General features: G+C 62.1%; 22 protein-coding genes and 1 pseudogene. 15 read left to right on the top strand and 8 right to left on the bottom strand.

Going from position 1 to position 23,986, the window contains the following annotated elements:
• The first annotated feature begins 7 nt into the window (after positions 1-7).
• The 7 genes from ABH900_RS04085 (at position 8) to ABH900_RS04055 (ending at position 8,239) form a co-directional block, all read left to right on the top strand.
• Entirely contained in the window at positions 8-379 is a 372-nt protein-coding gene (locus ABH900_RS04085; protein WP_429621562.1) for a hypothetical protein, read from the top strand.
• A 192-nt stretch (positions 380-571) separates the two neighbouring features.
• On the top strand, positions 572-2,287 hold the full coding sequence (locus tag ABH900_RS04080) for a transglycosylase SLT domain-containing protein (protein ID WP_429621560.1): 1,716 nt from the start codon (positions 572-574) through the stop codon (positions 2,285-2,287).
• Between the two features lie 3 nt (positions 2,288-2,290).
• Positions 2,291-4,666, top strand: a complete 2,376-nt coding sequence (locus tag ABH900_RS04075; protein ID WP_429621558.1) for a hypothetical protein — start codon at positions 2,291-2,293, stop codon at positions 4,664-4,666.
• A 255-nt stretch (positions 4,667-4,921) separates the two neighbouring features.
• Positions 4,922-5,581 carry a hypothetical protein gene (locus tag ABH900_RS04070; RefSeq protein ID WP_429621556.1) on the top strand — a complete coding sequence of 220 codons (660 nt, stop codon included), beginning with the start codon at positions 4,922-4,924 and terminating at the stop codon, positions 5,579-5,581.
• 231 nt (positions 5,582-5,812) lie between these two features.
• Positions 5,813-6,106 (top strand): DUF5681 domain-containing protein, encoded by a 294-nt coding sequence (locus ABH900_RS04065; protein ID WP_429621554.1) that lies wholly within the window; start codon positions 5,813-5,815, stop codon positions 6,104-6,106.
• 508 nt (positions 6,107-6,614) lie between these two features.
• A complete protein-coding gene (locus ABH900_RS04060; protein ID WP_429621552.1) occupies positions 6,615-7,397 on the top strand; it encodes a HipA family kinase in 783 nt (260 codons plus the stop codon).
• Entirely contained in the window at positions 7,394-8,239 is an 846-nt protein-coding gene (locus ABH900_RS04055) for a DUF3037 domain-containing protein (protein WP_429621550.1), read from the top strand. The genes ABH900_RS04060 and ABH900_RS04055 overlap by 4 nt, the downstream gene beginning before the upstream one ends.
• Before the next feature lie 182 nt (positions 8,240-8,421).
• On the opposite strand, the gene ABH900_RS04050 is transcribed toward ABH900_RS04055, so the two are convergent.
• The 3 genes and pseudogenes from ABH900_RS04050 to ABH900_RS04040 form a co-directional block, all read right to left on the bottom strand.
• On the bottom strand, positions 8,422-9,351 hold the full coding sequence (locus ABH900_RS04050) for a tyrosine-type recombinase/integrase (RefSeq protein WP_429621548.1): 930 nt from the start codon (positions 9,349-9,351) through the stop codon (positions 8,422-8,424).
• A 23-nt stretch (positions 9,352-9,374) separates the two neighbouring features.
• A pseudogene (locus ABH900_RS04045) lies at positions 9,375-9,521 on the bottom strand (helix-turn-helix domain-containing protein); the annotation flags it as partial.
• 62 nt (positions 9,522-9,583) lie between these two features.
• Positions 9,584-10,573: a tyrosine-type recombinase/integrase gene (locus tag ABH900_RS04040; protein WP_429621546.1), complete on the bottom strand. Its 990-nt coding sequence runs from the start codon at positions 10,571-10,573 to the stop codon at positions 9,584-9,586.
• A gap of 164 nt (positions 10,574-10,737) precedes the next feature.
• Here ABH900_RS04040 and ABH900_RS04035 point away from each other — a divergent pair, with 164 nt between their 5' ends.
• Positions 10,738-11,628, top strand: a complete 891-nt coding sequence (locus ABH900_RS04035) for a hypothetical protein (RefSeq protein ID WP_429621544.1) — start codon at positions 10,738-10,740, stop codon at positions 11,626-11,628.
• A 239-nt stretch (positions 11,629-11,867) separates the two neighbouring features.
• On the opposite strand, the gene ABH900_RS04030 is transcribed toward ABH900_RS04035, so the two are convergent.
• A complete protein-coding gene (locus ABH900_RS04030) occupies positions 11,868-12,266 on the bottom strand; it encodes a DoxX family protein (RefSeq protein ID WP_429621542.1) in 399 nt (132 codons plus the stop codon).
• 117 nt (positions 12,267-12,383) lie between these two features.
• On the opposite strand from ABH900_RS04030, the gene ABH900_RS04025 reads away from it, so the two are divergent.
• Positions 12,384-12,803 carry an H-NS family nucleoid-associated regulatory protein gene (locus tag ABH900_RS04025; RefSeq protein WP_429621981.1) on the top strand — a complete coding sequence of 140 codons (420 nt, stop codon included), beginning with the start codon at positions 12,384-12,386 and terminating at the stop codon, positions 12,801-12,803.
• A 49-nt stretch (positions 12,804-12,852) separates the two neighbouring features.
• Positions 12,853-13,260: a hypothetical protein gene (locus tag ABH900_RS04020; protein ID WP_429621540.1), complete on the top strand. Its 408-nt coding sequence runs from the start codon at positions 12,853-12,855 to the stop codon at positions 13,258-13,260.
• A gap of 22 nt (positions 13,261-13,282) precedes the next feature.
• Here the strand turns inward: ABH900_RS04020 and ABH900_RS04015 are convergent, their stop codons facing one another.
• Together ABH900_RS04015 and ABH900_RS04010 are read right to left on the bottom strand one after the other, a co-directional pair.
• A complete protein-coding gene (locus ABH900_RS04015; protein WP_429621539.1) occupies positions 13,283-13,924 on the bottom strand; it encodes a glutathione S-transferase family protein in 642 nt (213 codons plus the stop codon).
• Between the two features lie 85 nt (positions 13,925-14,009).
• A complete protein-coding gene (locus ABH900_RS04010) occupies positions 14,010-14,813 on the bottom strand; it encodes a helix-turn-helix domain-containing protein (RefSeq protein WP_429621537.1) in 804 nt (267 codons plus the stop codon).
• A 7-nt stretch (positions 14,814-14,820) separates the two neighbouring features.
• Here ABH900_RS04010 and ABH900_RS04005 point away from each other — a divergent pair, with 7 nt between their 5' ends.
• Complete coding sequence (locus ABH900_RS04005; protein ID WP_429621535.1) at positions 14,821-15,771, top strand: DMT family transporter; 951 nt, start codon at positions 14,821-14,823, stop codon at positions 15,769-15,771.
• Between the two features lie 412 nt (positions 15,772-16,183).
• A complete protein-coding gene (locus ABH900_RS04000; protein WP_429621533.1) occupies positions 16,184-16,636 on the top strand; it encodes a PA2169 family four-helix-bundle protein in 453 nt (150 codons plus the stop codon).
• A gap of 91 nt (positions 16,637-16,727) precedes the next feature.
• Here the strand turns inward: ABH900_RS04000 and ABH900_RS03995 are convergent, their stop codons facing one another.
• Positions 16,728-17,399: a response regulator transcription factor gene (locus tag ABH900_RS03995; RefSeq protein WP_429621531.1), complete on the bottom strand. Its 672-nt coding sequence runs from the start codon at positions 17,397-17,399 to the stop codon at positions 16,728-16,730.
• Positions 17,400-17,713: 314 nt separating this feature from the next.
• The gene (locus ABH900_RS03990) at positions 17,714-17,815 is read right to left on the bottom strand and encodes a class III lanthipeptide (protein WP_429621529.1); all 102 of its coding nucleotides are present in this window, start codon (positions 17,813-17,815) and stop codon (positions 17,714-17,716) included.
• A 443-nt stretch (positions 17,816-18,258) separates the two neighbouring features.
• On the opposite strand from ABH900_RS03990, the gene lanKC reads away from it, so the two are divergent.
• The 3 genes from lanKC to ABH900_RS03975 are packed head-to-tail and all read left to right on the top strand — an operon-like array spanning position 18,259 to position 23,982.
• Positions 18,259-20,979 (top strand): class III lanthionine synthetase LanKC, encoded by a 2,721-nt coding sequence (gene lanKC, locus ABH900_RS03985; protein ID WP_429621527.1) that lies wholly within the window; start codon positions 18,259-18,261, stop codon positions 20,977-20,979.
• Complete coding sequence (locus ABH900_RS03980; protein ID WP_429621525.1) at positions 20,976-22,619, top strand: ABC transporter transmembrane domain-containing protein; 1,644 nt, start codon at positions 20,976-20,978, stop codon at positions 22,617-22,619. The genes lanKC and ABH900_RS03980 overlap by 4 nt, the downstream gene beginning before the upstream one ends.
• A gap of 1 nt (position 22,620) precedes the next feature.
• Positions 22,621-23,982 (top strand): ABC transporter permease, encoded by a 1,362-nt coding sequence (locus ABH900_RS03975; RefSeq protein WP_429621523.1) that lies wholly within the window; start codon positions 22,621-22,623, stop codon positions 23,980-23,982.
• Positions 23,983-23,986: the final 4 nt, after the last annotated feature.

The raw sequence follows: 23,986 nt of genomic DNA, 5'->3' as shown, positions 1-23,986 counted from the left end.
GAGGCCGGTGAAACCAGTGCTGCTGGCATTGTCCGACGCGTCGCTTGATGGCCCGCTTGAGGCATGGCTGATGGTCTACGCGGCACAGAGGATGGAGCTATGGCCCAAGGTTGAGCTCTATCTGACCGTAATGGGGCATACAGCCGAAGTGGCAAGGGCGGCGGCGGCCAAGCTTCTCGGCGTCGGGCGTAGCTACAAGGATGGCGCGCGCAGTTTCGGAGTTCGAGAGGCTACCTATCGGAAGCAAGTGTCTGCCGTCGAGGCCATTCTCTGGGACTGGCTCGAGCGGGCCAGTTATGCCCTGCTGGAGGAGCTCGGAGAGAGCACAGGATGGGATGTAGGCGTGGGAAGAATCTTGAATGTGACGGCGAGTGGCTAACCAGTAAACCCAGCTCTTTCCTCTGGGTTCCTTGTCCCGTGCGCATTTGCCCGGGAGCGATTTACACCCGCCAAACGCCATAAGTAATAGGGGCTCCACTACCCAAGGGCGGGCTCCTGGGCGGCGTCATCGAGTGGTGGCGCCGCCCATTCCCATCCGGCGTATGAGACGCCCTAGAAGCACAGGAAGCAAATGAACTCCTACATTAACAATTTCTTCGGCAGGGTCACGCCGAGATGGCAAGGTCTGTCCGAGAAGGACCAGGCGGCGGTTGCTCGCCAGAGCCTGCTATCCGCTGGACTTGCCATGCTCCGGCCGACCGGAGGCAACTTTGGCGCTGCATTGGCAAATGGCATCCAGGGTGGACTTCTCTCGGCGAACCAAGGCGTGAGCGATGCCGAGAACGCCCGCTACAAGGACGAAATCCTCGCTCGGACTCGCCAGGGCTTGCTGCGGAACGCGGCTATCGAAGAGGCTCAGCGAGGCGTACTTAACCCTGACGGATCGCTCAATGAGGGCTCATGGAGTCAGTGGGCAAGTGTCGACCCCGTTGGCGCCCAGGAGTTCCGGCAGAAGGTGAGTCCGAAGGCGAAATGGGAGCCGGGCCAGATCGGCTATCGCGACCCGAAGACGGGTAAAGAGGGGTTGCTGGATGTCATCCGCAACACCGAAACCCAAGAGTACCGGGATCTCCAAGGCAACATCATCAGTGAAGGCCTGCTTGGCTCAGGAGCCGCTGCACCGCAGTTGCCGAGTGCAGGTCTTCTGTCGCCGGATGCAGCGCGGCTGCAGATGCCCAGCGGGGGGCTGCTGGGTTCCGACCTCATTCCAGGCTTGGAGCAGGCGGTGATGCAGGTTGAGTCAGGCGGCAACCCGGCTGCCGTGTCGAGCAAGGGCGCGGTAGGCACTATGCAGACCATGCCTGGCACGTTGCGCGATCCGGGGTATGGCGTCGTTCCGGCCCGCGATCAATCCCCGGCAGAGCAGGAGCGTGTGGGCAAGGACTATCTTGGCGCCATGCTCCGCCAGTACGCAGACCCGCGTGCCGCGCTGGCCGCATACAACTGGGGTCCAGGCAACGTCGATAACGCCCTGCGTGCTGCGGGCGGAAACGTTGACGCCATGCTGGCGTCTGCTCCGGCAGAGACGCGTGCCTATGTCCCGAAGGTGCTTGCGCAGGCAGGCCAGGCGAGGCCGACGAGAACTGCTGGTCTGGAAGTTGGTTTCAGACCCGATCGTTCGGCTCGTCAGGCGGAGCGTCAAGCTCCGTCTGGCTACCGCTTTAGTGCCGATGGCTCACAGCTAGAGGCTATCCCTGGCGGCCCCGCAGACCGAAAGAACAATCCTGCCCCGGGGGATCTAGCTCAGGCGGAGCAGGCCCTGCGGAAAGAGTTCATCGCTCAGATCAAGGTCCCTCAGACGGTGGTCAACTCTTACGAGCAGATCGCGCAGGCCGCGAAGAATCCGTCTGCACAGAACGATCTTGCGTTGATCTTTTCTTACATGCGCATGCTTGATCCCACTTCGGTGGTTCGCGAGGGCGAGTTCGCGAATGCTCAGAACGCTGCTGGCGTTCCGGACCGCATTCGCAACGAGTACAACAGGCTCCGAGATGGTCAGCGGCTGAACCCTGAGCAGCGAACTGGCTTTGTTAACTCCGCCAAGGGGCTGCACGACCAAGCAAAGTCTCAGATCGACGCCTATCGAGAGCAGTACTCGGGCTTGGCGCGGGAATACAACTACGCGCCGGAGCGTGTAGTGGGTAGGTCCACTGCATCTGGTGGTGCAGCAGCACGTGGGGCCTCCGCAGTTCCCCCAGCGGCGGTGGACTTCCTTCGGAAAAACCCCAACATGCGTGCCGCCTTCGAGCAGAAGTACGGTGTTAGCGCAGATGACTACCTGAGGTAGCCAATGGAAAGAAATCCATTTGATCAGTTTGATGCCCCATCGGGTGCTTCTTCGACCGGGCAGAACGTCTTTGACCAGTTCGACCAGCCCGATGAGATCGTGACGCTCCCTGCCGTACAGGCCGCCAAACCCGATTTCAGCGAGGTAGCATCTAGCTGGGATAGCACCGCCGAGGTGCCAGGCAACGCCCTAGGTCGGTGGCTGGGCCAGTATGGCGGGCGCCAGGTCCTTCAAGGCGCTGGCGGCCTTCTCGGTGCCGTTGGCGGCGACGCTTTCAATCACTATGTCGTGGACCCGATTCGGCGCCGCCTGCACGAACCTACGGAAGAGGACATCGCTACGGGGCGGGACAGCTTCGTTCCGACTGCCCCGTATCGCCAGGTCGGCGAGCAGATTGCCGATGAGTTGGGCATGCAGCGGCCCCAGACAAAGGGGCAGCGCATTGTTTCAGACATCGGCGAAGGGCTGACCGGCACCGCACTCACCTTGGGCGCAGGCTCAGCGGCTAGCGGTGGCAGAGGGCTTGTCCAGACTGCCGGCGAGTTCTTTGCCGCAAATCCTGTCCTACAGACCGCTGCCACTGTGGCAGGCACAGGCGCTAGCTCAGCCGTTCGTGAGGCGGGTGGTGGTACTGGTGCACAGGTAGCCGCTGGGCTGGCTGGTGGCTTCGCCCCGGGCGTCGCGTCGGCGCTTCCTGGCATGCGTAGCGGCATCGTTCCTCAGGTTGTCGCGGATGCTACCCGTGGAGCGCTGAGGGGCCGCAATGCTTCGGGTGAGCGCGTGACCGCCCAAGACGTGGAAAGGGCGATTTCCGATTTCGCGGCAGCAGGTACTTCACCGAGTGTGGGCCAGGCAACGGGCGGGCGGTTTGCCCAGGCTACAGAGACCATCTTGGGCAACGTTGCTGGCGGTGCTGGTCCGATTGCGCGTCTTGAGCGCAACCAAGCGGATAACGCTAACGCGGCGATTGGTCAGTACGCGGCGGAACTCTCTCCACGCGGCCGAGCAATGAGTCCAGAGCAGGCAGGACGTACCATCCTAGAAGGAATTGAGGGGAAGAGCGCGGCCGCCTTCGTGCCCAAGACAGCCAAAAAGGCAGAAGAGCTTTACGGTCGAGTTTCGAAGCAAATTGCACCGGATGCACGGGTGCCTGTGGAGAACACGCAAAGGGCGCTGGCTGATCTGAACGCCTCCATTGAAGGAGCCCCCAACGTTGCGCGCCTATTCCAGAACGCTCGCATTCGAGGAATCGGCGGTGCATTGGACGAGGACATGAGCGGGATGGAGGCAGCACTGCAGCGCCCTGATGTACAGCGGCAAGCAGAGCAGCTGAAACAGCAGCTTGAGGGGCAGGCGCAGCGGGCAGCTGCGGAGAACGCGCGCCTTCAGTCACTGGGGTTGCGTGGCTCGCTTCCCGTTCTGACGCCTCAGCAGATCGACGAGCAGGTGGTGACCGCCGTATCTGGAATGGCCGACAACCAACTGCCGTATCAGGCGCTTACCAAGCTTCGCACGCTGGTTGGGCGGGAGCTCGATAACTACTCCTTGGCTGACAGCGTTCCCCGTGACAAGTGGAAGACGCTCTATGGCGCACTTACGAAGGATATGGAGGCCGCCGCCACGACACCCGAGGCGCGGCAGGCTTGGAGTCGGGCAAATGCCTATTACGCGGCGCGTAGCAATCGAATCGACGCCGTGGCGCATGTGGTGGATAAGAGCGGCGGACCGGAGGCTGTTTACAAGGCGGCGTTTGGCAACACCCGAGAGGGTGCGACCACGTTGCGAGCGGTGATGCAGTCGTTGCCAAAGGACGCCCAGCGTGAAGTATCGGCGTCCTTCATTCGCCGCATGGGTCGGGCCACCGGCAGTCAGCAGAATGCGGACAGTGACGTCTTCAGTATGGAGACGTTCCTAACCAACTGGGCAAACATGAGCCCAGAGGCGAAGCGGGTGTTGTTTGACCGGCACGGCCTCGGTTTCCGGCAAGACATGGACAGGATCGCCAGGATGACGGATCGAATTCGGCAGGGAAGTTCGGTGTTCCGCAATCCCTCAGGATCCGCTCGCCTGATCTCCCTGATAACTCAGTCGGCTGGCACTGCGAGCAGTGCTGGTAGCGCATTGGTGGCGGGTAGTCCGCTGCTGGCTGCAGGGATTGTCTCAGGCTCGATGGCGCTGGCTGGTGGCTTGAATGGATTGGCCCGCCTTATGACCAGCCCCGGCTTCGTCCGCTGGGTTGCGCAGAACGGCGAGAAGCCAATTGGTGAGCTGATACCGCAAGCGCGTTTGCTGCGGGAAATTGCAGAGCGGGAAGACAACCCGGATCTGGATGCGTTTGCAGATCGGCTTGAGGCTACGAGGCCACAGCGAAGCCCGTAAAGGCGAGCACTACCAAGCCCGCCAGTAGAACGGGGACTGCGATTAGCAAGCTGGCAAAGGCAAGGCCGTACAGGCCGCCCTTCCGTCCATCAGAAGCGCGGTTGCTTTCCAGCAGCTGCGGCAGGGGATAGCTCGTCTTTTTCCAGGCGTCCATTTCCCGTCCATCGGAGAGGTGTGGGATCAGGATACACCTGGCCCCGCTACTCAAACACTTAAGAAAATGAATGGGCACGGCAGGTGCCCAAGGGGTAAGTAATGGCAGGTTCGAGAGTTCCCGCGTTTTTCGTTGGGGCACGCAATCGCGTTGTTAACGGGGCGGTGCCGGGAAACGTCTTTGATGCACGTGGCAACTATATGGGCAACGGCGGCAGGGCGGCCATCGCCACCGGCCTCAAGTTGCTCGCAAACGCGTTTGTTCCCGGAACCGGTTTGCTGGTGGACCGAGGGCTATCCGGCTGGGTGAACCGAGGGGCTGACTACGGTATCGGTGGCCCAGTCATGGAGCAGGTTGATATCCCGGGTGCTCCCTTGTCGAGCCGAGCATTCACTGCGCCCACGCCTTCGCAGATGACAACGCAGAACCTGGGCCTCGGCGCGCAGCGTCCTGGCGGCAGCTGGTATGGCTACACGGGCGGAGCTGGCTCTATGGGGAGCTTCGGCAACACCCAGTTTGGCAATGGCATGGCAAGCATCGGCCAGTGGAACCCACAAAGCGCATGGGGCCAGCAGGTAGCGGCTCCTACAGGGTCGAACCTGGGGCTGGGCAACAACGTGGGCGGCTTCATTGGAGGCGGCTCAGGCGGCGGTAGCGGCCAAGCAACTGGAGGCGGCATGCCAGGCATCGTAGGCGGCCGATTCGCAGGCAGTAACCCCGTGGACTACAAGCGCAGTTTCATCACGACCAAGAAGGCTTAGGAGACCGGCCATGACTGCTCCCTTGTCACCCTCAGCGGTGAAGGGCATCGCTGCAGTGATGCTTCGAGCCAACGCGGGGCAACGCGTCTACCTAGGCGGTTTGGACGTCACCGAGATGGCCGCCAGGTTCCTCCAGCGACATGTCGAGGAGGTTGGTCTGGACGCAGCGGACAAGAGCTTCCGAAAGCACGGGTTCACATTGGTAACAACTGAAAACAATAGGTGAAGGCTATGGCGTTCAAGCCAGGACAATCGGGCAACCCGAGTGGCCGGCCCAAAGTGGATTTTGAGGTTCGGCAGCTGGCGCGAGAGTACGGCCGGGAGGCCATTGAGAAGCTGGTGGCGATCATGCGGGGCGATAACGCGGCCCTCGCCAAAGCGGCCAGTGAGGCGCTGCTGGATCGCGGCTATGGCAAGCCAGTCCAGTCAGTAGGGATAGACCCTGATTCGGAGCCGGTCCGAGCCATAACGGTGCAACTTGTACCTATGACAGCTGACAATGAGCCGGAGGGTGCTCGTGGCTGATGACCTAGAGGCAGTCTCTACTGTAGAAGCGGATAGCTCCCGTGAGTCTTGGGACGGCGTGACCTATGTTGTCTTCGCTGCCGAAAGGCAATGTCTGCCGGAGGACTTCGAGGGCAGGATGCAGGTAGCTACCGCTGCCATTGGAACCCCCTGGAGGGCGTACGACCTACACGATGGGCTATGCCCCGTCCTGAGCGGTGGCAACTGCCAATGCGGGCTGGTGAGCTATTTCAGCAATGGTCGATGGATTGCGGGGGTGGACATTTTTCACTGCGTCGTAGACCAGTATTCATTGCACTAGGATCCGCTACGCCAGCCCATTCATCCCCTTGAGATCTAGCATGAAGATTCCCTGGCGAGGTCCCATCTCATCTGCCCGCCCCACCAGGCTAACCGCAAGTCTTTGATTTTAAAGGATGCATCCTTAACCAACGTCACTGGTGGGAGCGGCTTGCTCCCGCTACAATCCGCCGCTAGGCCTGAGACGCGTGAACCGCAAGGACGTGGGATGCTAGAGACTGTGGAGGCCACTCGCTTTATCAAGGAGTTGGGTAGTGGTAGGAACCTGCCATGGCTTTTGGAGGCGGAGCGCGCGAACGGAGATGTTGTCGAGGTCGTCGCAAAGTTAGGCTCTGCTGAATGTGGAGTTGGTGGCTTAGTTCGAGAGGCATACAGCTCTATGCTTGCCGCCGATCTAGGCTTGCCGGTGTCCGAGCCCTTTGTTGTGAACCTAGGCTCGGATTTTGTGAGTGAACTTACGGCAATCCAGCAGGGAAGATGCGCTGGGCACCAGACCTGTTTTGGTTGTCAGTACGTCCCACACATGCTGCAAGTGCAACCGGGCTCGACTCTTCCTGGCTATCTGTTGGAGGCTGCTGGTCACACGCTGGCCTTTGACGCTGGAGTTCTGAATGCTGATCGCTTGATGTCTAAGCCAAACTGTCTGACTGACGGGAAATCGCTGCTTCTCATCGATCATGAACTCTCACTCAATCTGCACGGCCGTGGCTTCTTGTTTCACGATCCATGGACAGACGGTGCTCTTAATGTCATGACAAGTGGCCCCTCTACCCACCTCTTCTATAACGCAGTTCGATCTAACATCCCGATGAAGTCTCAATTCTTCGATTCTTTGGGCAACGTCGCGCCCTCTCGGGTTGAGGAGTATCGCTCTGCGATTCCCTCCGAATGGGACGTTGATGGCGTGTCGAAAGGAATTTCAGACTTCCTATTGGACCTCATTGGTAACGCGAAGGGTTTGGAGTCACAGATCAAGGCCATCACCTCATGAGCAGAGCGAAGTATTCAGCCATCGTCCTGCGATATGTACACGACGCGGTCTCGGCCGAGTTCGTCAACATTGGTCTTTTGTTTGTCTGTTCTGAGCAAAATGTGATCAGGTTCTCCGTGCTCCCGAGAACCAAGAGGGTCGTCGAGTTTTTCCCCGGCGCTAAAGCCAGAGTCATTCGAGCTGCGCTAAGGCAGGCCACAGCTTCGGCTAAGCCGTGGCTCAATCGTTCAGTCCAAGCATCAGGATTGCCTGACGAAAGGGCCGAAGCCCTCAGGGAAATGGCGTACGCGGTAGTTCCTAGAGATGACAGCGCACTGCAATGGTCGGAAGTCTTTCACGGACTGTCACATGATGCGTCTGCGACTTTTGACAGACTCTTCGAAAGGTTAGTGCTTAGGTATGAGGAAGGTGCTATACAGCATAAACGTACCGACGATCAGGTATGGCGAACCTTCAGCAAGGTGCTTGAGAAGCGAAACGTTTTTGGAAGATTGCAGGAATTTGAGGTATCCGCAGAGCTGGAGTCCGTAAAGTTCAAGCATGCTCTTAAGAATGGGAAGTGGCACCTGATGGAGCCAGTGTCCTTTGATCTTGCGTCTGCCGAAAGCATTACGGACAAGGCCAAGAGGCTGTTGGGCCAGATGACTCTGTTGAAGGGGAGTGACACTGACTTCCGCCTTTATTTCCTTGTGGGGCAGCCTGAGGGGGATGAGGGCCAAGAGGCATACGCGAAAGCGCTGAGGATCCTTGGGGAAATACCCTGCGAAAAGGTAATTTATCCCGAGTCCAAAGCTGAGGAATTTGCAGCCGACCTGGTTCGGGTCGCAGCTTCAGCGCACTGAGCGTGACGACGTCTCTGACCTAAAAGCGGCAGCGCCCTATAGATCGCGTCATCTCGTCAGCCGCTCGATGATGTCCAATGCGTTCGTCATGCTTAGGTGATGCGTTCGCAATGCGTTCGCATCGATTTCGGATGCGCTCGCACTGCCTCGGGGGGCAGAAATTGCACCCCATCCCCGATGCGCTAGGCCATCTTTCGGATAGCGTCTGACAGGTGTTCCGGCGATAGATGAGCATAGCGCCGGGTCATCGCCATAGAGCTGTGCCCGAGCACCTCCGACACCGTGTGCAGCGGCACCCCAGCTTGGACAAGCCATGAGGCGCATGTGTGCCTCAAGTCGTGCCAGCGGACGTGCTGCAGGCCACACGCCTCACGTGCCTTGGCCCACGAATCCCTGACCTGATCGTCTGAGGCGCCCAGCGGAAGCCGCGCCGCAATCCCTGCCACCTTCGGGTGCAGAGGCACCAGCTGGAGCGTCCGTGTCTTGCTGGTGCGGTCCAGATGGATGAACCCGCCGCGCACGTCGTGAGCCGTCAAGCGCAGCAGGTGCCCGCGTCGGATGCCCGTATACGCTGCCAACCGCACGTAGTCGCCCACCGCAGCATTCGGGCAAGCCCTCGCCAGCGCCTCGACCTGATCGAGCGTAAGGAACGTTTCACGGGGCTTCTCCGGCAGTAGTCCGATAGCGGCGGGTCGTTCTAGCCACCCCCACTCGCGCCACGCCATCCGGCTGATCTGCCGCAGGATGCGCCCCTTGTGGTTGACCGTGGCCGGAGCCTTGCCGATCTCCGCAGCCTTCACCTCTGCCCATACCTGGGCAATTTCCCCCAGCTTCCGACCTGCGATATAGGGCAGCAGCGCCCGCACGTGGGCCTTCGTCTTGGTCGCCGAGCGCAGACGTGGCACGTGGTCTGTAAGCCAGCGCTCGACCGCATCGGCGATCACTCGTTCCGGCTCTCTACCGGCCGCAATGTCCTTGAGCGCTGAGATGTACCTGCGTTCGTACTCTTTCGCGTCTTTGAACGACCAGTGCCGAGAAGTCTTGCGATGCGTTCTTCCGCCGTGTCCGACGGTAACCTGATAGTGACCATTGGCGCGCTTGGTGATGGGCATAGTGTCTTGGCCCTGCACTTATCCAGCCATGCGGCTAGGTCTACGGGGTGGATGCGGTCTGACTTCTTTCCTTGTCCCAGCCGACACGCCGCCAGCTCGCCTATGTCTATGGCTCGCCGAAGAGTTCTGGGATGGCAGGCACAATGCTCAGCTGCCTGAGCCACGGTCATCAGCTTGTTGCTCGACTCCATTACAGCAGCTCCTTCTGATTCGCTGGACAGATTGTCGGTGGCTAGAACCTCAAAGTAGCCACGGCTGCGGCATCTCCATCCGAAGCTAGATGCGCGTAGTACTTCTCTGTAGTGGCGTAATCAGCATGTCCGGCCAGGAGCTGCACGCGCCGCAATGGCACGCCAGCCATGACCATGTGGGCGCAGAACGTGTGCCTCAGGCGGTGAAGACTCCCGCCAACACCCGCCGCCGTCGCATCATCCTTGAACCAGTCGCTCACCGTGTCCTTGTGGACGCTTACCAGCGGGTCGGGAAGGGTGGCTAGAGCTGCGGCAGCATGAGTGTTCAACGGAACCTCTCGCCACCTACCTGACTTCGTGCGTCCATCACCATCTTCGTCCGGGTCACTCTCTACCAGGAGACGCCCAGCAACCACGTTCTCGTGCCGCAGGTGCATCAGTTCGCCGCGCCGGATGCCGGTGTGGGCCATGAAACGCCATAGATTCGCTCGGCCAGCATTAGCCGCGTAGAGCTTCTGCATGGCATCGGCTGTATAAAACCGGACGGCAACGCTCCGCACCCCTCTTGGCGCCTGTATCCCCTCAAACGGGTTCGCATCCAGTTCCTTCCACTGCACCCCGCACCTTAGCGCGGCCTGCAGACGCCGAACCTCCTTCCCAACTGTCTCCGGCGCCATCTTGTCCTTCACCAGGCGCTGCGTCTTGTATGCCTCCAGCTCGATAGGGCGCAGGGTGTCGATGGGCCTATGGCCGAGATTCTGCAGGATGATCCGCAGTTCGCTCTTGGCCTTGTTGTGCGTTGTCGGATGCTCAGCCTTGTACCAGTCCAGCCACGCACCTAGGAAGTCGCGCAACAATGGCGCCCGGGAGATGATCCGGATGTCGTGCCTCAGCTCCGCTTCGCGCGCTGATCGAATCTCCTCAGCCTCGCGAGGGCTGACACGACCGATGGATGGGCGGAATCTCTTGCCGCCATCGCGCCAGTTGAGGTAGGCGACCCCGTCCCGCCAGTAGATTGTGACCTTGACCATTTCCCGTCCTGTAGCAGAACCTGACAACGATGGACATCTCCCAGGCTTGTTCCCCGGGTGCTCGCGGAGCAATCGACTTGTTTCGAGACCAACCGAATGTCCCCCTTGTCGAGTGATGTAATGTGCGGTCTTTGATACGGCGATTTTGGAATGGAGAGCGGACGGTGAGCGAGGATGGGAAGAAGGTCCGGCCGATTAGGAATTGGCGAATTGGGGCAATTGTAGTCTCTGCCGTAGCAATAACTTCAGTGGTGATCAGGGGCTTTTTCCCCAACCTCATCAAGTTGGATGCCATATCAGTGGCGCTCATCGTGATCGCTCTATTGCCGTGGATGCGCTCGGTGATCAAGTCGATTGAGCTGCCCGGAATTGGTAAGATTGAGATGCGAGAGATCGATAGGATCGCGCAGGACGCACGAGCCGCTGGCATGGCGGGCGACACCGAATCCAGCGGTGCGCACAGAGAGGGTGGGTCTTCGGAAGAAACTGCTGACTCCGTGCATTCTTACACTCGCAGAGCGTCTGAGCAGGCATCAGCTTGGCAATCGTCAAGCGATGGTGATCACTGGGCTCCGAGTGGGCCTGACGGTATGGCTGCCTCAGTGCCGGCTACTGTCAGCGATTTCCAAAAGTTTCAGAAGATGCACACTTCAGATGATCCAACTTCGCGCGCCTCGTTTGTGCTGAAGAGGAGCAGAGTACGAGCAAACGAGCTAGGAGCTTCGGGCCTTAGCGCTGTGCGTATTCAAATGGCAGACATGAGGAATGCCATCGAAGCGAAGCTCGCAGAGCTTGGTTACTTCCATAAGATCGTCTCTTGGTCGGGCGCTGCTCAGATGGTGTCTGAACTGAGGAGTGAGGGCGCTATCGATAGGATGCAAAGCAATACGTTGCTGTCCGTATTGGATGTAATAGACCGCGTCTTGGAGGGAGAAGAGATGACCATTCCAGCCGCAATGAAAGCAATCGATTTGGCGGGGGACGTCTTAGAGACACTGGATGCAATGATCAAGGCCGAAGTCGACGCCATCGAACCCGAAGACCCGTACGACTAGGTCATGGCGAAGCATTAGGACTTGGCGCGCTACGAGCAATGCATGTATCCTCACTTTTGTGAGTCTATTTGCGAGTCAGATCCTCGCGAACTATCGACATTATTGTTATTATTCAGTGGCTTGGCTTGCAAGTTCGGTTGCTGGTGGGACCATGAAAAAGGCACTTGGGCTTTCGCCCGAGCGCCTCTTTTGCTTTCTCCGCCTGACCAGCAGCATGAAACAGGCAGGGCCCATCGCTGCTACAACTGCCCGCGCCGCCCACGCCCATCAACGCTGTACCGCCCGGCTCCGGTGCAGGCCAGCAGCAGGAACCCACCCGCCAGCCCCAGGTTTTTCAGGAACATGATCTGCTGGGTCTGGTCGGCGAGGTTGTGGTGGAAGATGACAGCGGTGACCAGGCTGAAGCCCACCAGCACGATGGACACCAGCCGGGTCTGGAAGCCGAACAGGATGCACAGGCCACTGCCGATCTCGAAGGCGATGGTTGGCCACAACAGGATGCCCGGCACGCCCATCGCTTCCATGTAGCTCTGGGTGCCACCGAGGTCGCCGAGCTTGCCCAGCCCGGAAACCAGGAACAGTGCCATCAGCAGGATGCGTGCGAGCAGGTAGGCAAGCGAGTGCGATGCATGGCTCATGTCGATGTCCTCAGGGATGACCGGCGATGGCGATCGGAGCCCACCGGCGGTGAAGCCTGCGTGTATGCCCGGCCAGGACGCCTTGACAGGCGACACGCCGCAGTGGACCTTTCCAACATGACGATCGATATTGAATCGCTCAGCCTTCGCGAGCTGGGCGCCTTGGTGGTTGCCGCTGAACAGCGGAAACAGCTCATTTCCCGCCGTCGCCCGGCCAGTGCGGTGCGACGGATGTTGAAGGCCGCGGCGGCGGAAGCCGGTTACACCCTCGAAGAACTTTTCGGCGAGGGTGCCCTCACCGCCGCAGCACCCAGCCGTAAACCCGCGCGGCGCCGGACCGGGAAGGTGGCGGCCAAGTATCGCGATCCGGAGTACAAGCGACTGACCTGGTCCGGTCGCGGGCGCATGCCGCGATGGCTGGCCTCCAAGGTGCAGAAAGGCCACAAGGCCACCGACTTCCTGATTCCGGGCTTGGCCAAGCCAACCGCGCGCAAGACCAGCACCATCGGCAAGCGGACCGTCATCAAGAAGGATTGACGCTGCCACGCTGTTACCCTGCCCGGGTCCACAGGAGAAGGAGCAGGGGATGGCACACCACGGCAACATGACGATCGCGCCGAAGGCTCTGTACACCGCCGCAGGCGCCGCCATGCTGGTCAGCCTGTTGGCCTGGTCGGTGGAATGGAGTGGGCTGGCCTACGTCTGCCCGTACTGCCGCGTGCAACGCACGGTCATCGGCGTGCTGGGCGTGCTGATGCTGTTCGCACGGCCCGGTGGCGTCCTCGTGCCATGGCTGTCGTACACCACGGGCGGCTTCGCGTTCGTGGTGGTCGCGATGCAGCACTTCAACGGCTGGAAACGAATTTCCGCTGGCGACTTCAGCTTCAACGAACAGTGGTACATCGACCCGTGGCTGCTGTCGGGCTGCGCGATGCTGATCCTGGTGGCGCAGCTGATGCTGGTGCAGGCGGCGTGCCGGCGCCGTTTGCGCTGAGTTTTTCGCGCATGGCGTGGAACTACCCGTTCTGGAACACGGCCAGCTGCGCGGCAAATGCGCGTTGGTACGCAGGCCGTTGCGTTGCCCGCGTCACATAGGCGGCCAGCCGTGGGTACGCATCGACGATACCGCTGCTCTTCAGCCGCAGCAGCACCGACACCATCATCAGGTCGCCGGCGCTGAAGTCACCGTCCAGCCATGGCGCGTCGCCCAACGCCGCCGACAGTTGTGACAGGCGCGCATGCACGCGCTCATCCAGGATCACCAGGCGCTGCGCATACCAGGGCTGCTCTCGTTCCAGCACCCAGGCCATGGAGCGTTCGACGATCGGCGGCTCCACCGTGCTCAGCGCGGCGAATACCCACATGATCGCGCGCATGCGCGCATCCGGATCGCCGGGCAGCAGGCCGGGGTGCTGTTCGGCCAGGTGCAGCACGATCGCGCCGGACTCGAACAGCACCCGCTCGCCCTCCTGCCAGGTGGGAATCTGCCCGAACGGATTCCGCGCCAGGTGGGCAGGCTGTTTCATCTCGGCGAAGCTGAGCAGCTGCACGTCGTAGGCCACACCCAGCTCCTCCAGGGCCCAGCGCACGCGCATGTCGCGGGCCAGGCCCTGGCCGCGGTCCGGGGAGGTGGCGAAGGCGGTAAGGACGGGAGGCATTGGAAGGCTCCTGCAGGCCGGAGGGCCTGCCTTTCCTGATCCGACGAACGAGGGCGCGGGAAATCGACAGCCCTTGATGCGGGCCTCATCTCGCGCGATGCAGCTTCCGGTACTGGTCCGGTGTGCAGTGCGCGTGTCGTTTGAACATCTCGGCGAAGGCGCTGACTCCTGAATAGCCCAGCTCCTGGGCGATGTGGCTGATCGGGCGGCGCGTGCACAGCGCCTCGCTGGCCCTGACGAACCGCATCCGCCCGCGCCAGTCACCCAGTGACATGCCCAGTTCACTGCGCGCCAGGCGCTCCAGCTTGCGCACGCTCATGTGATGCCGTTGTGCGATGTCGGCCACCGGTTCGGCGGCGTGCAGGTGCTTCTCCATGTACGCCATCACCTGCTTCAATGCATCGCTGCTGGCGATCGGCAGAAAGCTGGGCAGTACCGCGGCGCTGACGATCTGGTCGATTACCACGGTCGCGATGCGGCGGTGTGCGGGCGTCCTGGGATCGCTCACGCCCTGGCGCGCCAGCTCGTGCAGCAGCTCGCGCAGAAGGGGCGTGACCTCCAGCGCCCGGCACTGCGCGGGCAAGCGGCGCGACAATGCTGGCGACAGGTAGGCGGATCGATAGGCCAGCACCGAGCGGTTGCGCGAGTAATGGGCCACGCCGGGTGGAATCCAGAGCGCATAGTGCGGCGGGGACACCATCCACTCGCCTTCGATCTTCATCTCCATCACACCCTGTGCGACGAAGTTGAACTGCCCCCAAGGGTGGCTGTGCGTGCCCCAGTCGGTGGGCTCCATCGCGCCCTGCCGGAAGTAGATCGGGCCGGGCAGCTGGCGGAAGGTGGGAATGGGCTCCAACGGTTGCCGCAGGCCCGGGTCGGAGTGGCGCATTTTCAGGATGTCCTTGCTATGCGCCAAGCGTACGCTGGTGCTTCCCCTGCGTACACCTGCCGTCTTGAACTATCTCTTTCCGATTCTTGCGTGCCTGCTGTGGGGCGCCAATACCATTGTCACCAAGCTCGCCGCCGGCTCGGTGGGTCCCATCGACATCGGTTTTTTCCGCTGGCTGGCGGCGGCGGTGATCCTGCTGCCGTTCGCGTGGCCGCGGTTGCGCGGCCACCTGCCGATCGTGCGCGCCAACCTGTGGCGCCTGCTGGTGCTGGGCTGCCTGGGTGGGGTGATGTACCAGTGCCTGGCGTACTACGCCGCGCACTTCACTTCGGCCACCAACATGGGGGTGATCCAGGCGCTGATTCCGTTGATCGCGCTGGCGCTGTCGCGGCTGTTCATGGGCCACCCGGTGCGCGGTGCCGCCATCGTTGGTGCGGTGATCTCCACGCTTGGCGTGGTGGCGGTGGTGTCGCAGGGCGATCTGGCGCGGTTGGCCGCGCACGGCCTCAACCGGGGGGATGCGATCATGTTGATCGGCGCACTGGCGTTTGCCGCCTACAACGTGTTGATGCAGCGCTGGAAGATTCCACTGTCGGTGCTGGAGTCGCTGTTCCTGCAGGCCACCGCTGCCTCGCTGATCCTGTTTCCGCTGCAGTTGCTGGTCGGCACCGGGGTGAACAACATGACTGCGGTCGGCTGCATCGGATTTGCCGCAGTGTGCGCCTCGATCCTCGCACCGTTGACCTGGATGACCGGTCTTTCGCGGTTGGGGGCGACACGCGTTTCAGGTTTTTTCAACCTGGTGCCGATCGTGACCGCCGCGCTGGCCGTGCTGTTGCTGGGCGAGTCCCTCAATGGCTGGGTACTGGCCGGTGGCATGCTCGCGGTGTCGGGGGTGGTGTTCGCTGAATATGCCGCCAAGCGCGCAACGGTGGTGAGCGCGGCCGGACCTGCCTGATGCGTGGGTAGGTTCTACACGAGGTATGCACGTCGTGCCGACGTTGTGCGATGCCGTTGCGCTTCAGTCTGGCAGCTCCTTTCCCGCATACACAGGAGGCCACCGATGAATACGCCTGGCAAGCCGAGACCCACCTGGAAGCAATGGCACGTGCTGCTGGTCATCCTGGCAATTGCGCTGCTGATTACCCTGATCATCGTCATCGCACCGTGGTGACACATGCCCCGGACGCTCAGATTTCGTGAACGCCGATGATGTTTGAAATGAAGAAGTCAGCACGGGTTCCGCATGGTGATGCATGCATCAATTCGTGCTCACCCGATTGGCACACGTGCCTGTCCACAGTGGGGTCGAAGGCAATGCAGACGCGTTGCCATTCTCCACTGACTTTCGAGCACACAGGAGCGACGCCATGAGCACCCAGTCCACCATCGAACATCGCCTCAACGACCTGATCGAAATTGCCCGCGATGGCAAGTCCTTCTATGAAGAAGCCGCCACCAAGGTCAAGGATGCCGAGCTGTCGGCACTGTTCACCCGCATCGCTGGCGTCAAGGGCCGCATCGTGGCGGCACTGAGCGGTTCGGTAGCCGCCAGCGGCGGCAAGCCGGCCGAACATGGCACCGTGGTCGGTACCATGCAGCAGTTCTACGGCAAGGTCCGCGCAGCGTTCGGTGATACCAATTATGGCTATGTTGCCGAACTGGAAGAATCCGAGGACCGCCTGCTGGGCGCGTTCAAGGATGTGCTGAAGGACAACGAGCTGCCGCCAGCCGTGCGCCAGGAAGTGACCCAGCTGCTGCCGGAGGTGCAGGAGTGCCACAACGTGATGCGTGCGCGCAAGCATGCGATGAAGGCCGCCTGATCGCATCGCCTGGCCCATTGAGCAGGATTCGCAGCCGGGGTGGCTTACCGCCCCGGCTGTTTCATTTCCGGCCCGCGCCGATGGCCAGGGATCAGGCCGCGTCGTCGTTCAGCATGTAGCCCAGTCCACGCTTCGACTCGATGCTGACACTTGCCGAGCGCAATGCACGGCGCAGGCGTGACACGTGCGGATCCAACACCGCAGTAGCGCCGTCGGCGCCGGTCAGGTGCACGGCAGCGCTCAGCACTTCATGCCGGACGATCCGGCCCTGGCGGGCACAGAGGGCTTCCAGCAGCAGGAGCTGGCTGCGCGGCAGGCTCAGGGGCGCACCGCCTACCAACGCCATGCGGTTGGAAAAATCGAACGTGAAATTGCCGATTCTCAGGATGTGGCCGGCATCAGCATCGAGGCGGCGGGTAATCGCGCGCAGTCGCGCGGCCAGCTCGTCGAACTCGAACGGCGTGGGCAGGTAGTCATCGGCACCGGCATCCAGGCATGCGATGCAGTCGGCAGCGTGGTTGTGGCGCCCCAACAGCAGAATGGGCAGCCAGGTACGCAAGCCGCGCACGATCTGCACCAGCTTCAGTGAATCGCCTTCGGGCAGCCAGCGGTCGAGAATGAGGGCGCGGTACTCCACGACCTGTACTGCGGCCTTGGCCAGCGACCAGGTCGCCACGAGGTCCACCAGCATGTTGCGGCTCTGCAAGACGTTGCGAAGCGCCTGTGCAAGTTCGGCGTCGTCCATGGCCACGAGGATGCGCATGCTGCGTCTTTTCCTGATTGCTGGATCCGGCGGGCGTGCAGGCGCACTGCGTAGCGTCCGTCATGGTGGTGAGGTCGCAGTGGGGTCGAGCAATGGTCACGGCTGCAGCACGTGCTGCAGCTGGCGGATCATCCCCCCCCCGGGATGCCCGTCCTGGCATTGGCAGATGCAGGACGCGCAGCGCAGGCAGCGGACGGCTGCCTGTCAAGCGATCTCTACGTCGTATGGAGACTTGCCACGTGGCGGTGCATCACGCTCGAGGCAGTTGTCGAGGTGGTGGGCGCGCACCACCACCTCAGGCAAGCCGGAGAGGCTTAGCCGTTGCAGCAGTCGTGGTCGGAGCTGCTGCAGCTGTTGCCCAGGTTTTCATGCTGGTTATCGATCATCAGGCGCTGCAGATTCAGGACGCGATTCATATCAACTCTCCTTAGTCGCACATGGGATCGGGAGGCATGCGTGCCTCCCACGCGTTACGCAATGAAACGATTCACTGCGCGATTGCACCACGCAATCTCAAAGCCCTGTTGCAGTTGTTGAAGAACCCCGGTCTATACGTGGCGGATGGAAAATGGCATTGCCGATTGGAATGAGTCAAGTCAATTATGGAATGAGAATCGCCTGCGCAATGTAGCGGCAAGGTACGGTGGCAATCATCGATCTGCAGGGACACTCCGGTTGACTGCATCGCAGTGATATCCGGCGATTTTCACGCCGTGCTTACGAATGAAGCGGGCGGGGAATCCGCATTCCGCGATGCCTGCAGGCCGGAGCGCCCGCAATGCATCCATCGCGCATGTGCGAGGCGTTCGCGGATGTGTGCACCGGGCAAACGAGCCGTGGAACCGACCAGGGAGAGACGATGTCAGCGCGTCAACGATCATTGCGTGAAGCACGCCACATGGACAAGGCCGCCTATGTGGGGGGCGACGAGCGGTTCTACGAATTGAGCTACAACCAGTACAGGCCCAGCGAGGATTTCCGCAATATCGTCGAAGCGGAGATCGAGGCGGCCGGCATAGCGTGGAAGATCCATCGCATTGGCGTCTGGTCGCACCTGGCGACGCATGGCGACCCGGTCGCCGGCAACCTGCCGCCGCAAGGCTGGAAGATCCACGTTTCAGCCACGCAGGAAAACTGCCAGCGGGTGCTGCGCACCGTCACCCGGATGGCCTTGACCGAGCGCGTGAAGTTCAAGTTCGCCAATGACATGAACACGATGCGCATGATGAGCTCCAAGCGTTGGCCACGCGGTGGCTCAGGCAAGTTCATCACGCTCTATCCGCTGGACCGTGCGGTCTTCACGCGTTTCATCGAGCAGCTGCATGGTGCGCTGAAGGATGAAGATGGCTCGTACATCCTGTCCGATCGGCGCTACAAGGATTGCCGCTGCCTGTATTACCGCTATGGCGGCATGCGCCAGGTGTACCGGCTTGATTTCATGGGCCAGAAGGTGCCCATGCTGGTCGCGCCCGACGGCAGTCATGTTCCCGACCTGCGCAATCCCTATTTCGAGGTGCCCGCCTGGGAAACGGACCCGTTCCCCGCCGAGGATGATCCCGGCGAGATGACGTTGAAGGAGGGTCGCTATCAGGTGCAGGCCGCGCTTGGATTCTCCAACACCGGCGGGGTCTACCTGGCGCTGGATCAGGTCACCGGGCAGGAAGTGGTCATCAAGGAAGCGCGGCCCCATGTGGAAATGCACGGGGAAGGGCTGGACGCCACCAGCCGCCTGGCACGCGAGCAACGCAATCTGGAACTGCTGGGCCCGGTGGGCGCCTCGCCGCGTTGCCTGGATGCATTCACCGATTGGGAGAACAGCTATCTGGTGGAAGAGCGGCTCGACGCATTCGATCTCCGCGAGCTGATGCTCAAGCATTCGCCGCTGATGAAGGCCCGTCCCAGCGCACGCGATGGTAGTGACTATTACGCGATGTGCGTGACCATCTTCACCGGTCTGCTGCGTGCGGTGGACCGCGCACACAAGGTGGGGGTGGTGATCGGTGATATCTCGCCGTCCAACATCATGGTGGACCGCAGCGACCTGCGCGTGCGCCTGATCGACCTGGAAGCCGCGTTCCTGGATGGCAGCGATGAGTGGGATGACATCCACACGCCAGGGTTCCGCCGGATCATGAAGGGCCGCAAGCGTGCCAGCTGTTTCAAGGATGACCGTTACGCGACCGCAGTGGTGATGTTCTACTGCCTGTTCCCGCTGATGGCCATGGCCTACATCCGCACCGACCTGTTCCAGAAGGTGCTGCCGGTGATGATGGAGGACATTGGCTGGCAGCACACGCCGGTGGCCGAGGTCATCCAGGCGCTGGTGGACGACCGTATCGGCCTGGAAGAGGCCGCACAGTTGTTGCAGCAACCAGCGACTCTGCAGGCGCCGTTCTCGGCGCCGCAGCGCCCACTCCCCACTCCACGCCAATGTATCCGCCGACTGCTGGCGTTCATGGACGCACACAGCCGGCTGCAGCCGGAGCGGACACTGTTCCCGCTTGATCCGTTCTCGCACTCCACCAACACGATGAGCCTCGGTCTGGGGGCCACCGGTGTGATCCACGCCTTCCATGGGGTAGGTCATCAACCGCCACCGGCGGTGATGGAGCGCTATGCGCAGGAACTGCAGGCCCTGGATCGAACGGCGCTGCCGCCGGGCTTCCTCACCGGCCTGGCCGGCATCGCGTGGTCGGCGCTGCTGCGCGGCGAGGTGGACCTTGCACGCAGCCTGCTCGACAGCGCTGACAGCAGCGGGCTGCTGCATGCGCATCACTCGCTGTATCACGGCATGGCGGGTATCGGAATGGCGCACCTGGCGATGCATCACGCGACCGGCCTGCCCGGGCATCTGGACAGGGCGCTGTCGTTGGCCCGGCACCTTGCCGGAACCGTCCACCACGGAGAGCGAGGCGCCTACTGGCAGGACGAAGGGGGTGTGCGCATCGGCATGGGTTACGGCCAGGCAGGCGTGGCGCTGTTCCTGCTGAGGCTGTCGCAGCTCAGTGGCGATCCGGCATGGCGCGCGCTTGGCGAGCAGGCACTGCGACACGATCTCTCGTACGGCTTCGAGTTGGAAACCGGGGTGACCACCTTCCCCAGCTCACCGGAAGAGGTCAATACCTACGAACCCTATCTGGAGCAGGGGACCGCGGGCATTGCCAAAGTCGCGATCCGTTATGGCCTGTGGCAGGACGTGAATCGGCTGGTGGATGACTTCCATCGCAAGTACTCCGGCTTCTGTGGCCTGTTGTATGGCCTGTCCGGCATGCTGGATGTCTTCGTTGACGCCCATCTTTACTCCGGCGATGCGAAGTACCTGCGGATGGCGGAACGGCCGTACCAGGGCATCGTCGATCTGTATCTGTTCGAGGAGGAGGACGGACTGGCTGCCGTGCCGGGCGAGAATCTGTTCCGTATCTCCTTCGACCACGGTACCGGCATCGCCGGGGTGATCCGCGCCCTGCACCGCTACGACACGCTGGCGCCGGACGAGTTCTTCCTGGATGCACTCGATGCGCATGGCCCGGTGGTGCGAGTAGTGGACGGAGCCGGGGTGGGGCAGGCGGCGGTTGCATGAATGCTCGCCCGCAGCCGACCGGACAGCCGCTGCAGCGTGAGGAGGCCGCGCAGCGGCACAGCGTGCGCGCCATCCTCGCCAGCTTTGCGATCCTGCTCGGCCCACTCCGTGGACGCTACCTTGCGGTGGCCGCCACGACAGCGATGTTCGGGGGGCTGGGCGGGCTGCTGCATCCGCTGCTGATCCGCGCGATCTTCGACGAGGCCGCGAGCCGGCAGGATTTCAACCGCTTCCTGCTGCTTACCGGCGCGTATCTGCTGCTGTGCCTGGTGACCAACCTGGGTAACTACAGTTGTGCACTGTGGCAGCAGCGTGTGGACAACCGCGTCGTGGAGCGGATCGGGACCTCGTTGCTGACCGCCTACTATGGCCGCAGCTATGACGAGGTGGTGCAGAAGGGGGCCGGCTATTATGTGGCGCGGATCCGTTCGGACGTGAAGGATGGCGTAGTGCCGATGCTGTCGGTCGCACGCACCACCCTGACCCAGGCGGTGACATTCGTCGCCTTGATCGCAGCCCTGCTGATCATCTCCTGGCGTGCGTTCCTGGTGCTGATGGCCATCATTCCCATCGCCACCACGGTCAGCGTGCTGGTCGGCCGACGCATCCGCGAGCTGACCGTGGTGGAGCGCGACCGCGAGGCCGAGCTGGTGTCATTGCTGACCCGGGCCGTGGCGGCCTTCAAGATGGTCTGTACCTTCGGCCTGGGCCCCAGGACGGTGCAGACCCATGACCGCAGCCTGGGCGAGGTGCTGGATTCGACCTACCAACGCTTCAGGGTGGTGAGGACCCTGCAGGGTGCGAGCGACCTGACGATGGTCATCTCCGATGTCTGCTCGATCTTTGTCGGCGCACTGTTCGTGTTCCGCCAGCAGATGACATTGGGCTCGTTCATCGCCTTCATGAACGCTTTCTGGCGCTCGGCCACGACGCTCATCGGCATCTTCAAGAACATTGCCGAGATGCACAGCCACGGTGTGGTGGTGGTGCGGGTGGCGGAGTTCATCACCGCGCCAGCGGCCGCTCCGCAGGCCAGGCACAGTGGTGGCGGTCTGCTGGCGACGTCGATTGGCTATGGATATGGTGCCACTCCGGTGTTCTCGGATTTCACCCTGGCCCTTTCGCCCGGTGAACACGCACTGGTTATCGGAGACAACGGCAGCGGCAAGACGACCTTGGCCAACGTTCTGGCCGGGTATTTCCAGCCCGTCAGCGGCCAGTTGCTGCGACCGGCGCGTATCCGCGCCATCACGCTTCCTTTGCAGTTCCCGCCGCTGAAGGTGCGCGAACTCGGGGCCGATCCGGCGCTGCTGGCGCGACTGGGGATGGACGGAGAGGGAATCGCCGACAGCCTGCCGGAAACTCTTTCAGCAGGGCAACAGCAGAAGATCGCCCTGGCGATGGTGCTGGCGGAGGACGCCGATCTCTACATTCTCGATGAGCCGGTCGCCAACCTCGATACCGCCAGCCGCGAGATTGCGATGGACGCGATCTTCGCACGCAGCCATGGCCGCATGCTGGTGATGATCATGCACGGCGCCGAGGCCTACCGCGGCCGATTCGATCACGTACACGAACTTGGCAGGTCCATGTGGCAACCGGCACGGGCTACGCCCGTGCACGTTCCGGGAGAGGCATGACATGAAGTCGATACAGGGTGCAGAAAAGGGCGCGGGCATGCGCAGGCTGGTCTACTGCGCGCAGGTGGCGCTGCACAATACGCTGCGGAGCAAGGCCATCACCGCCTTGATGGTGCTGGCCATCGCGGTGGGAATTGGAGCCAGCATGACCACCTTGACCGTGGTCTACCTGCTTTCGGGCGATCCTTTGCCCGGGCGCAGCGGTGACATCTACTACCCCCAGCTTGACGCCAATCCGAATTCGAAGGGCCGGGAGCCGTACGACGTGCTCGACTATCGCTCGGCCTTCGACCTGTGGTCGTCCGGGCGCGCGGACCAGCAGACACTGGTGGTCACCAATCCGGTCAAGCTGCGGGCGGATCAGGGCAGTGCGCCGCCGGTCATCCGCTCATCGATCTCCACCACCACCGACTTCGCGACGATGTTTGCGGTGCCGCTGGCCCACGGGCGCTGGTGGTCGCGCGAGGAGGATGACGCGCGCGCACGTGTGGTGGTGATCTCGTCGGAACTCAACGAGCAGATGTTCGGTGGGCGCGACAGTGTGGGGCAGACGCTGCGGGTCAAGGACACCGCGATGCGCATCGTGGGCGTGCTCGCGCCGTGGCGGCCCTCCCCGCTGTTCTACAAGGTGCGAGGCGGCCGCTTCAGTGGCGGCAATACGTCGGGCTTCTTCGCCTCGGCCGATGATCTGTTCATGCCGCTGACCTCCAGCCTGGAGATCAACGACGGCGACTTCGTGCCGTTCACCTGCTGGTCCACGCCGGAGGAGCGCGGCCGGCTGCAGACTGCACCGTGTGTCTGGGTACACCTGTGGGTCAAGCTGGACAGCGCAGCGAAGGTGGCTGCTTATCAACGGTTCCTGCAGAACTATGCCGCCGAACAGAAGGCCCTGGGCCGGATCAGCCATGCCGACAACACGCGCCTGCGTTCATTGATGCAGTGGCTCGACTTCAACCAGGTGGTACCCAGCGACGTGAAGCTGCAGGCCATCCTGGCCTTCGCCTTCCTCGGGATCTGCATTGCCAATGTGGTCGGCCTGCTGCTGGCGAAATTCCTTCGCTACAGCGGCGAAATCGGGCTGCGTCGTGCGCTCGGCGCGAGCCGCGCTGCGATCTTCCTGCAATGCGTGGTCGAGGCCGCCCTGGTGGGCGCACTCGGTGGCGCGCTGGGCCTGTTGCTGACCTGGTTCGGCCTGAGCGCGGTGCGTAGCCAGCCGGTGGCCTATGCGGACCTGGCGCGGCTTGATACCACCATGCTGCTGTTCACCCTGGCGCTGTCGGTGCTGGCCAGCCTGCTGGCGAGCCTGATTCCCGCGATCCGTGCCAGCGCGGTCCAGCCCATCGCCCAACTGAAGCTTCTGTAGAGGA

Origin of the sequence: Stenotrophomonas sp. AN71 (assembly GCF_050435725.1) — a bacterium.
In the GTDB taxonomy this organism is placed as follows: Bacteria; Pseudomonadota; Gammaproteobacteria; order Xanthomonadales; family Xanthomonadaceae; genus Stenotrophomonas.
This window is presented reverse-complemented; position numbering and strand designations above follow the sequence as displayed.

Coding starts and splice junctions, on each gene's coding strand:
- ABH900_RS04080 (WP_429621560.1), top strand. CDS start 572: ATGAACTCCTACATTAACAATTTCTTCGGCAGGGTCACGCCGAGATGG.
- ABH900_RS04075 (WP_429621558.1), top strand. CDS start 2,291: ATGGAAAGAAATCCATTTGATCAGTTTGATGCCCCATCGGGTGCTTCT.
- ABH900_RS04070 (WP_429621556.1), top strand. CDS start 4,922: ATGGCAGGTTCGAGAGTTCCCGCGTTTTTCGTTGGGGCACGCAATCGC.
- ABH900_RS04065 (WP_429621554.1), top strand. CDS start 5,813: ATGGCGTTCAAGCCAGGACAATCGGGCAACCCGAGTGGCCGGCCCAAA.
- ABH900_RS04060 (WP_429621552.1), top strand. CDS start 6,615: ATGCTAGAGACTGTGGAGGCCACTCGCTTTATCAAGGAGTTGGGTAGT.
- ABH900_RS04055 (WP_429621550.1), top strand. CDS start 7,394: ATGAGCAGAGCGAAGTATTCAGCCATCGTCCTGCGATATGTACACGAC.
- ABH900_RS04050 (WP_429621548.1), bottom strand. CDS start 9,351: ATGCCCATCACCAAGCGCGCCAATGGTCACTATCAGGTTACCGTCGGA.
- ABH900_RS04040 (WP_429621546.1), bottom strand. CDS start 10,573: ATGGTCAAGGTCACAATCTACTGGCGGGACGGGGTCGCCTACCTCAAC.
- ABH900_RS04030 (WP_429621542.1), bottom strand. CDS start 12,266: ATGAGCCATGCATCGCACTCGCTTGCCTACCTGCTCGCACGCATCCTG.
- ABH900_RS04025 (WP_429621981.1), top strand. CDS start 12,384: ATGACGATCGATATTGAATCGCTCAGCCTTCGCGAGCTGGGCGCCTTG.
- ABH900_RS04020 (WP_429621540.1), top strand. CDS start 12,853: ATGGCACACCACGGCAACATGACGATCGCGCCGAAGGCTCTGTACACC.
- ABH900_RS04015 (WP_429621539.1), bottom strand. CDS start 13,924: ATGCCTCCCGTCCTTACCGCCTTCGCCACCTCCCCGGACCGCGGCCAG.
- ABH900_RS04010 (WP_429621537.1), bottom strand. CDS start 14,813: ATGCGCCACTCCGACCCGGGCCTGCGGCAACCGTTGGAGCCCATTCCC.
- ABH900_RS04005 (WP_429621535.1), top strand. CDS start 14,821: ATGTCCTTGCTATGCGCCAAGCGTACGCTGGTGCTTCCCCTGCGTACA.
- ABH900_RS04000 (WP_429621533.1), top strand. CDS start 16,184: ATGAGCACCCAGTCCACCATCGAACATCGCCTCAACGACCTGATCGAA.
- ABH900_RS03995 (WP_429621531.1), bottom strand. CDS start 17,399: ATGCGCATCCTCGTGGCCATGGACGACGCCGAACTTGCACAGGCGCTT.
- ABH900_RS03990 (WP_429621529.1), bottom strand. CDS start 17,815: ATGAATCGCGTCCTGAATCTGCAGCGCCTGATGATCGATAACCAGCAT.
- lanKC (WP_429621527.1), top strand. CDS start 18,259: ATGTCAGCGCGTCAACGATCATTGCGTGAAGCACGCCACATGGACAAG.
- ABH900_RS03980 (WP_429621525.1), top strand. CDS start 20,976: ATGAATGCTCGCCCGCAGCCGACCGGACAGCCGCTGCAGCGTGAGGAG.
- ABH900_RS03975 (WP_429621523.1), top strand. CDS start 22,621: ATGAAGTCGATACAGGGTGCAGAAAAGGGCGCGGGCATGCGCAGGCTG.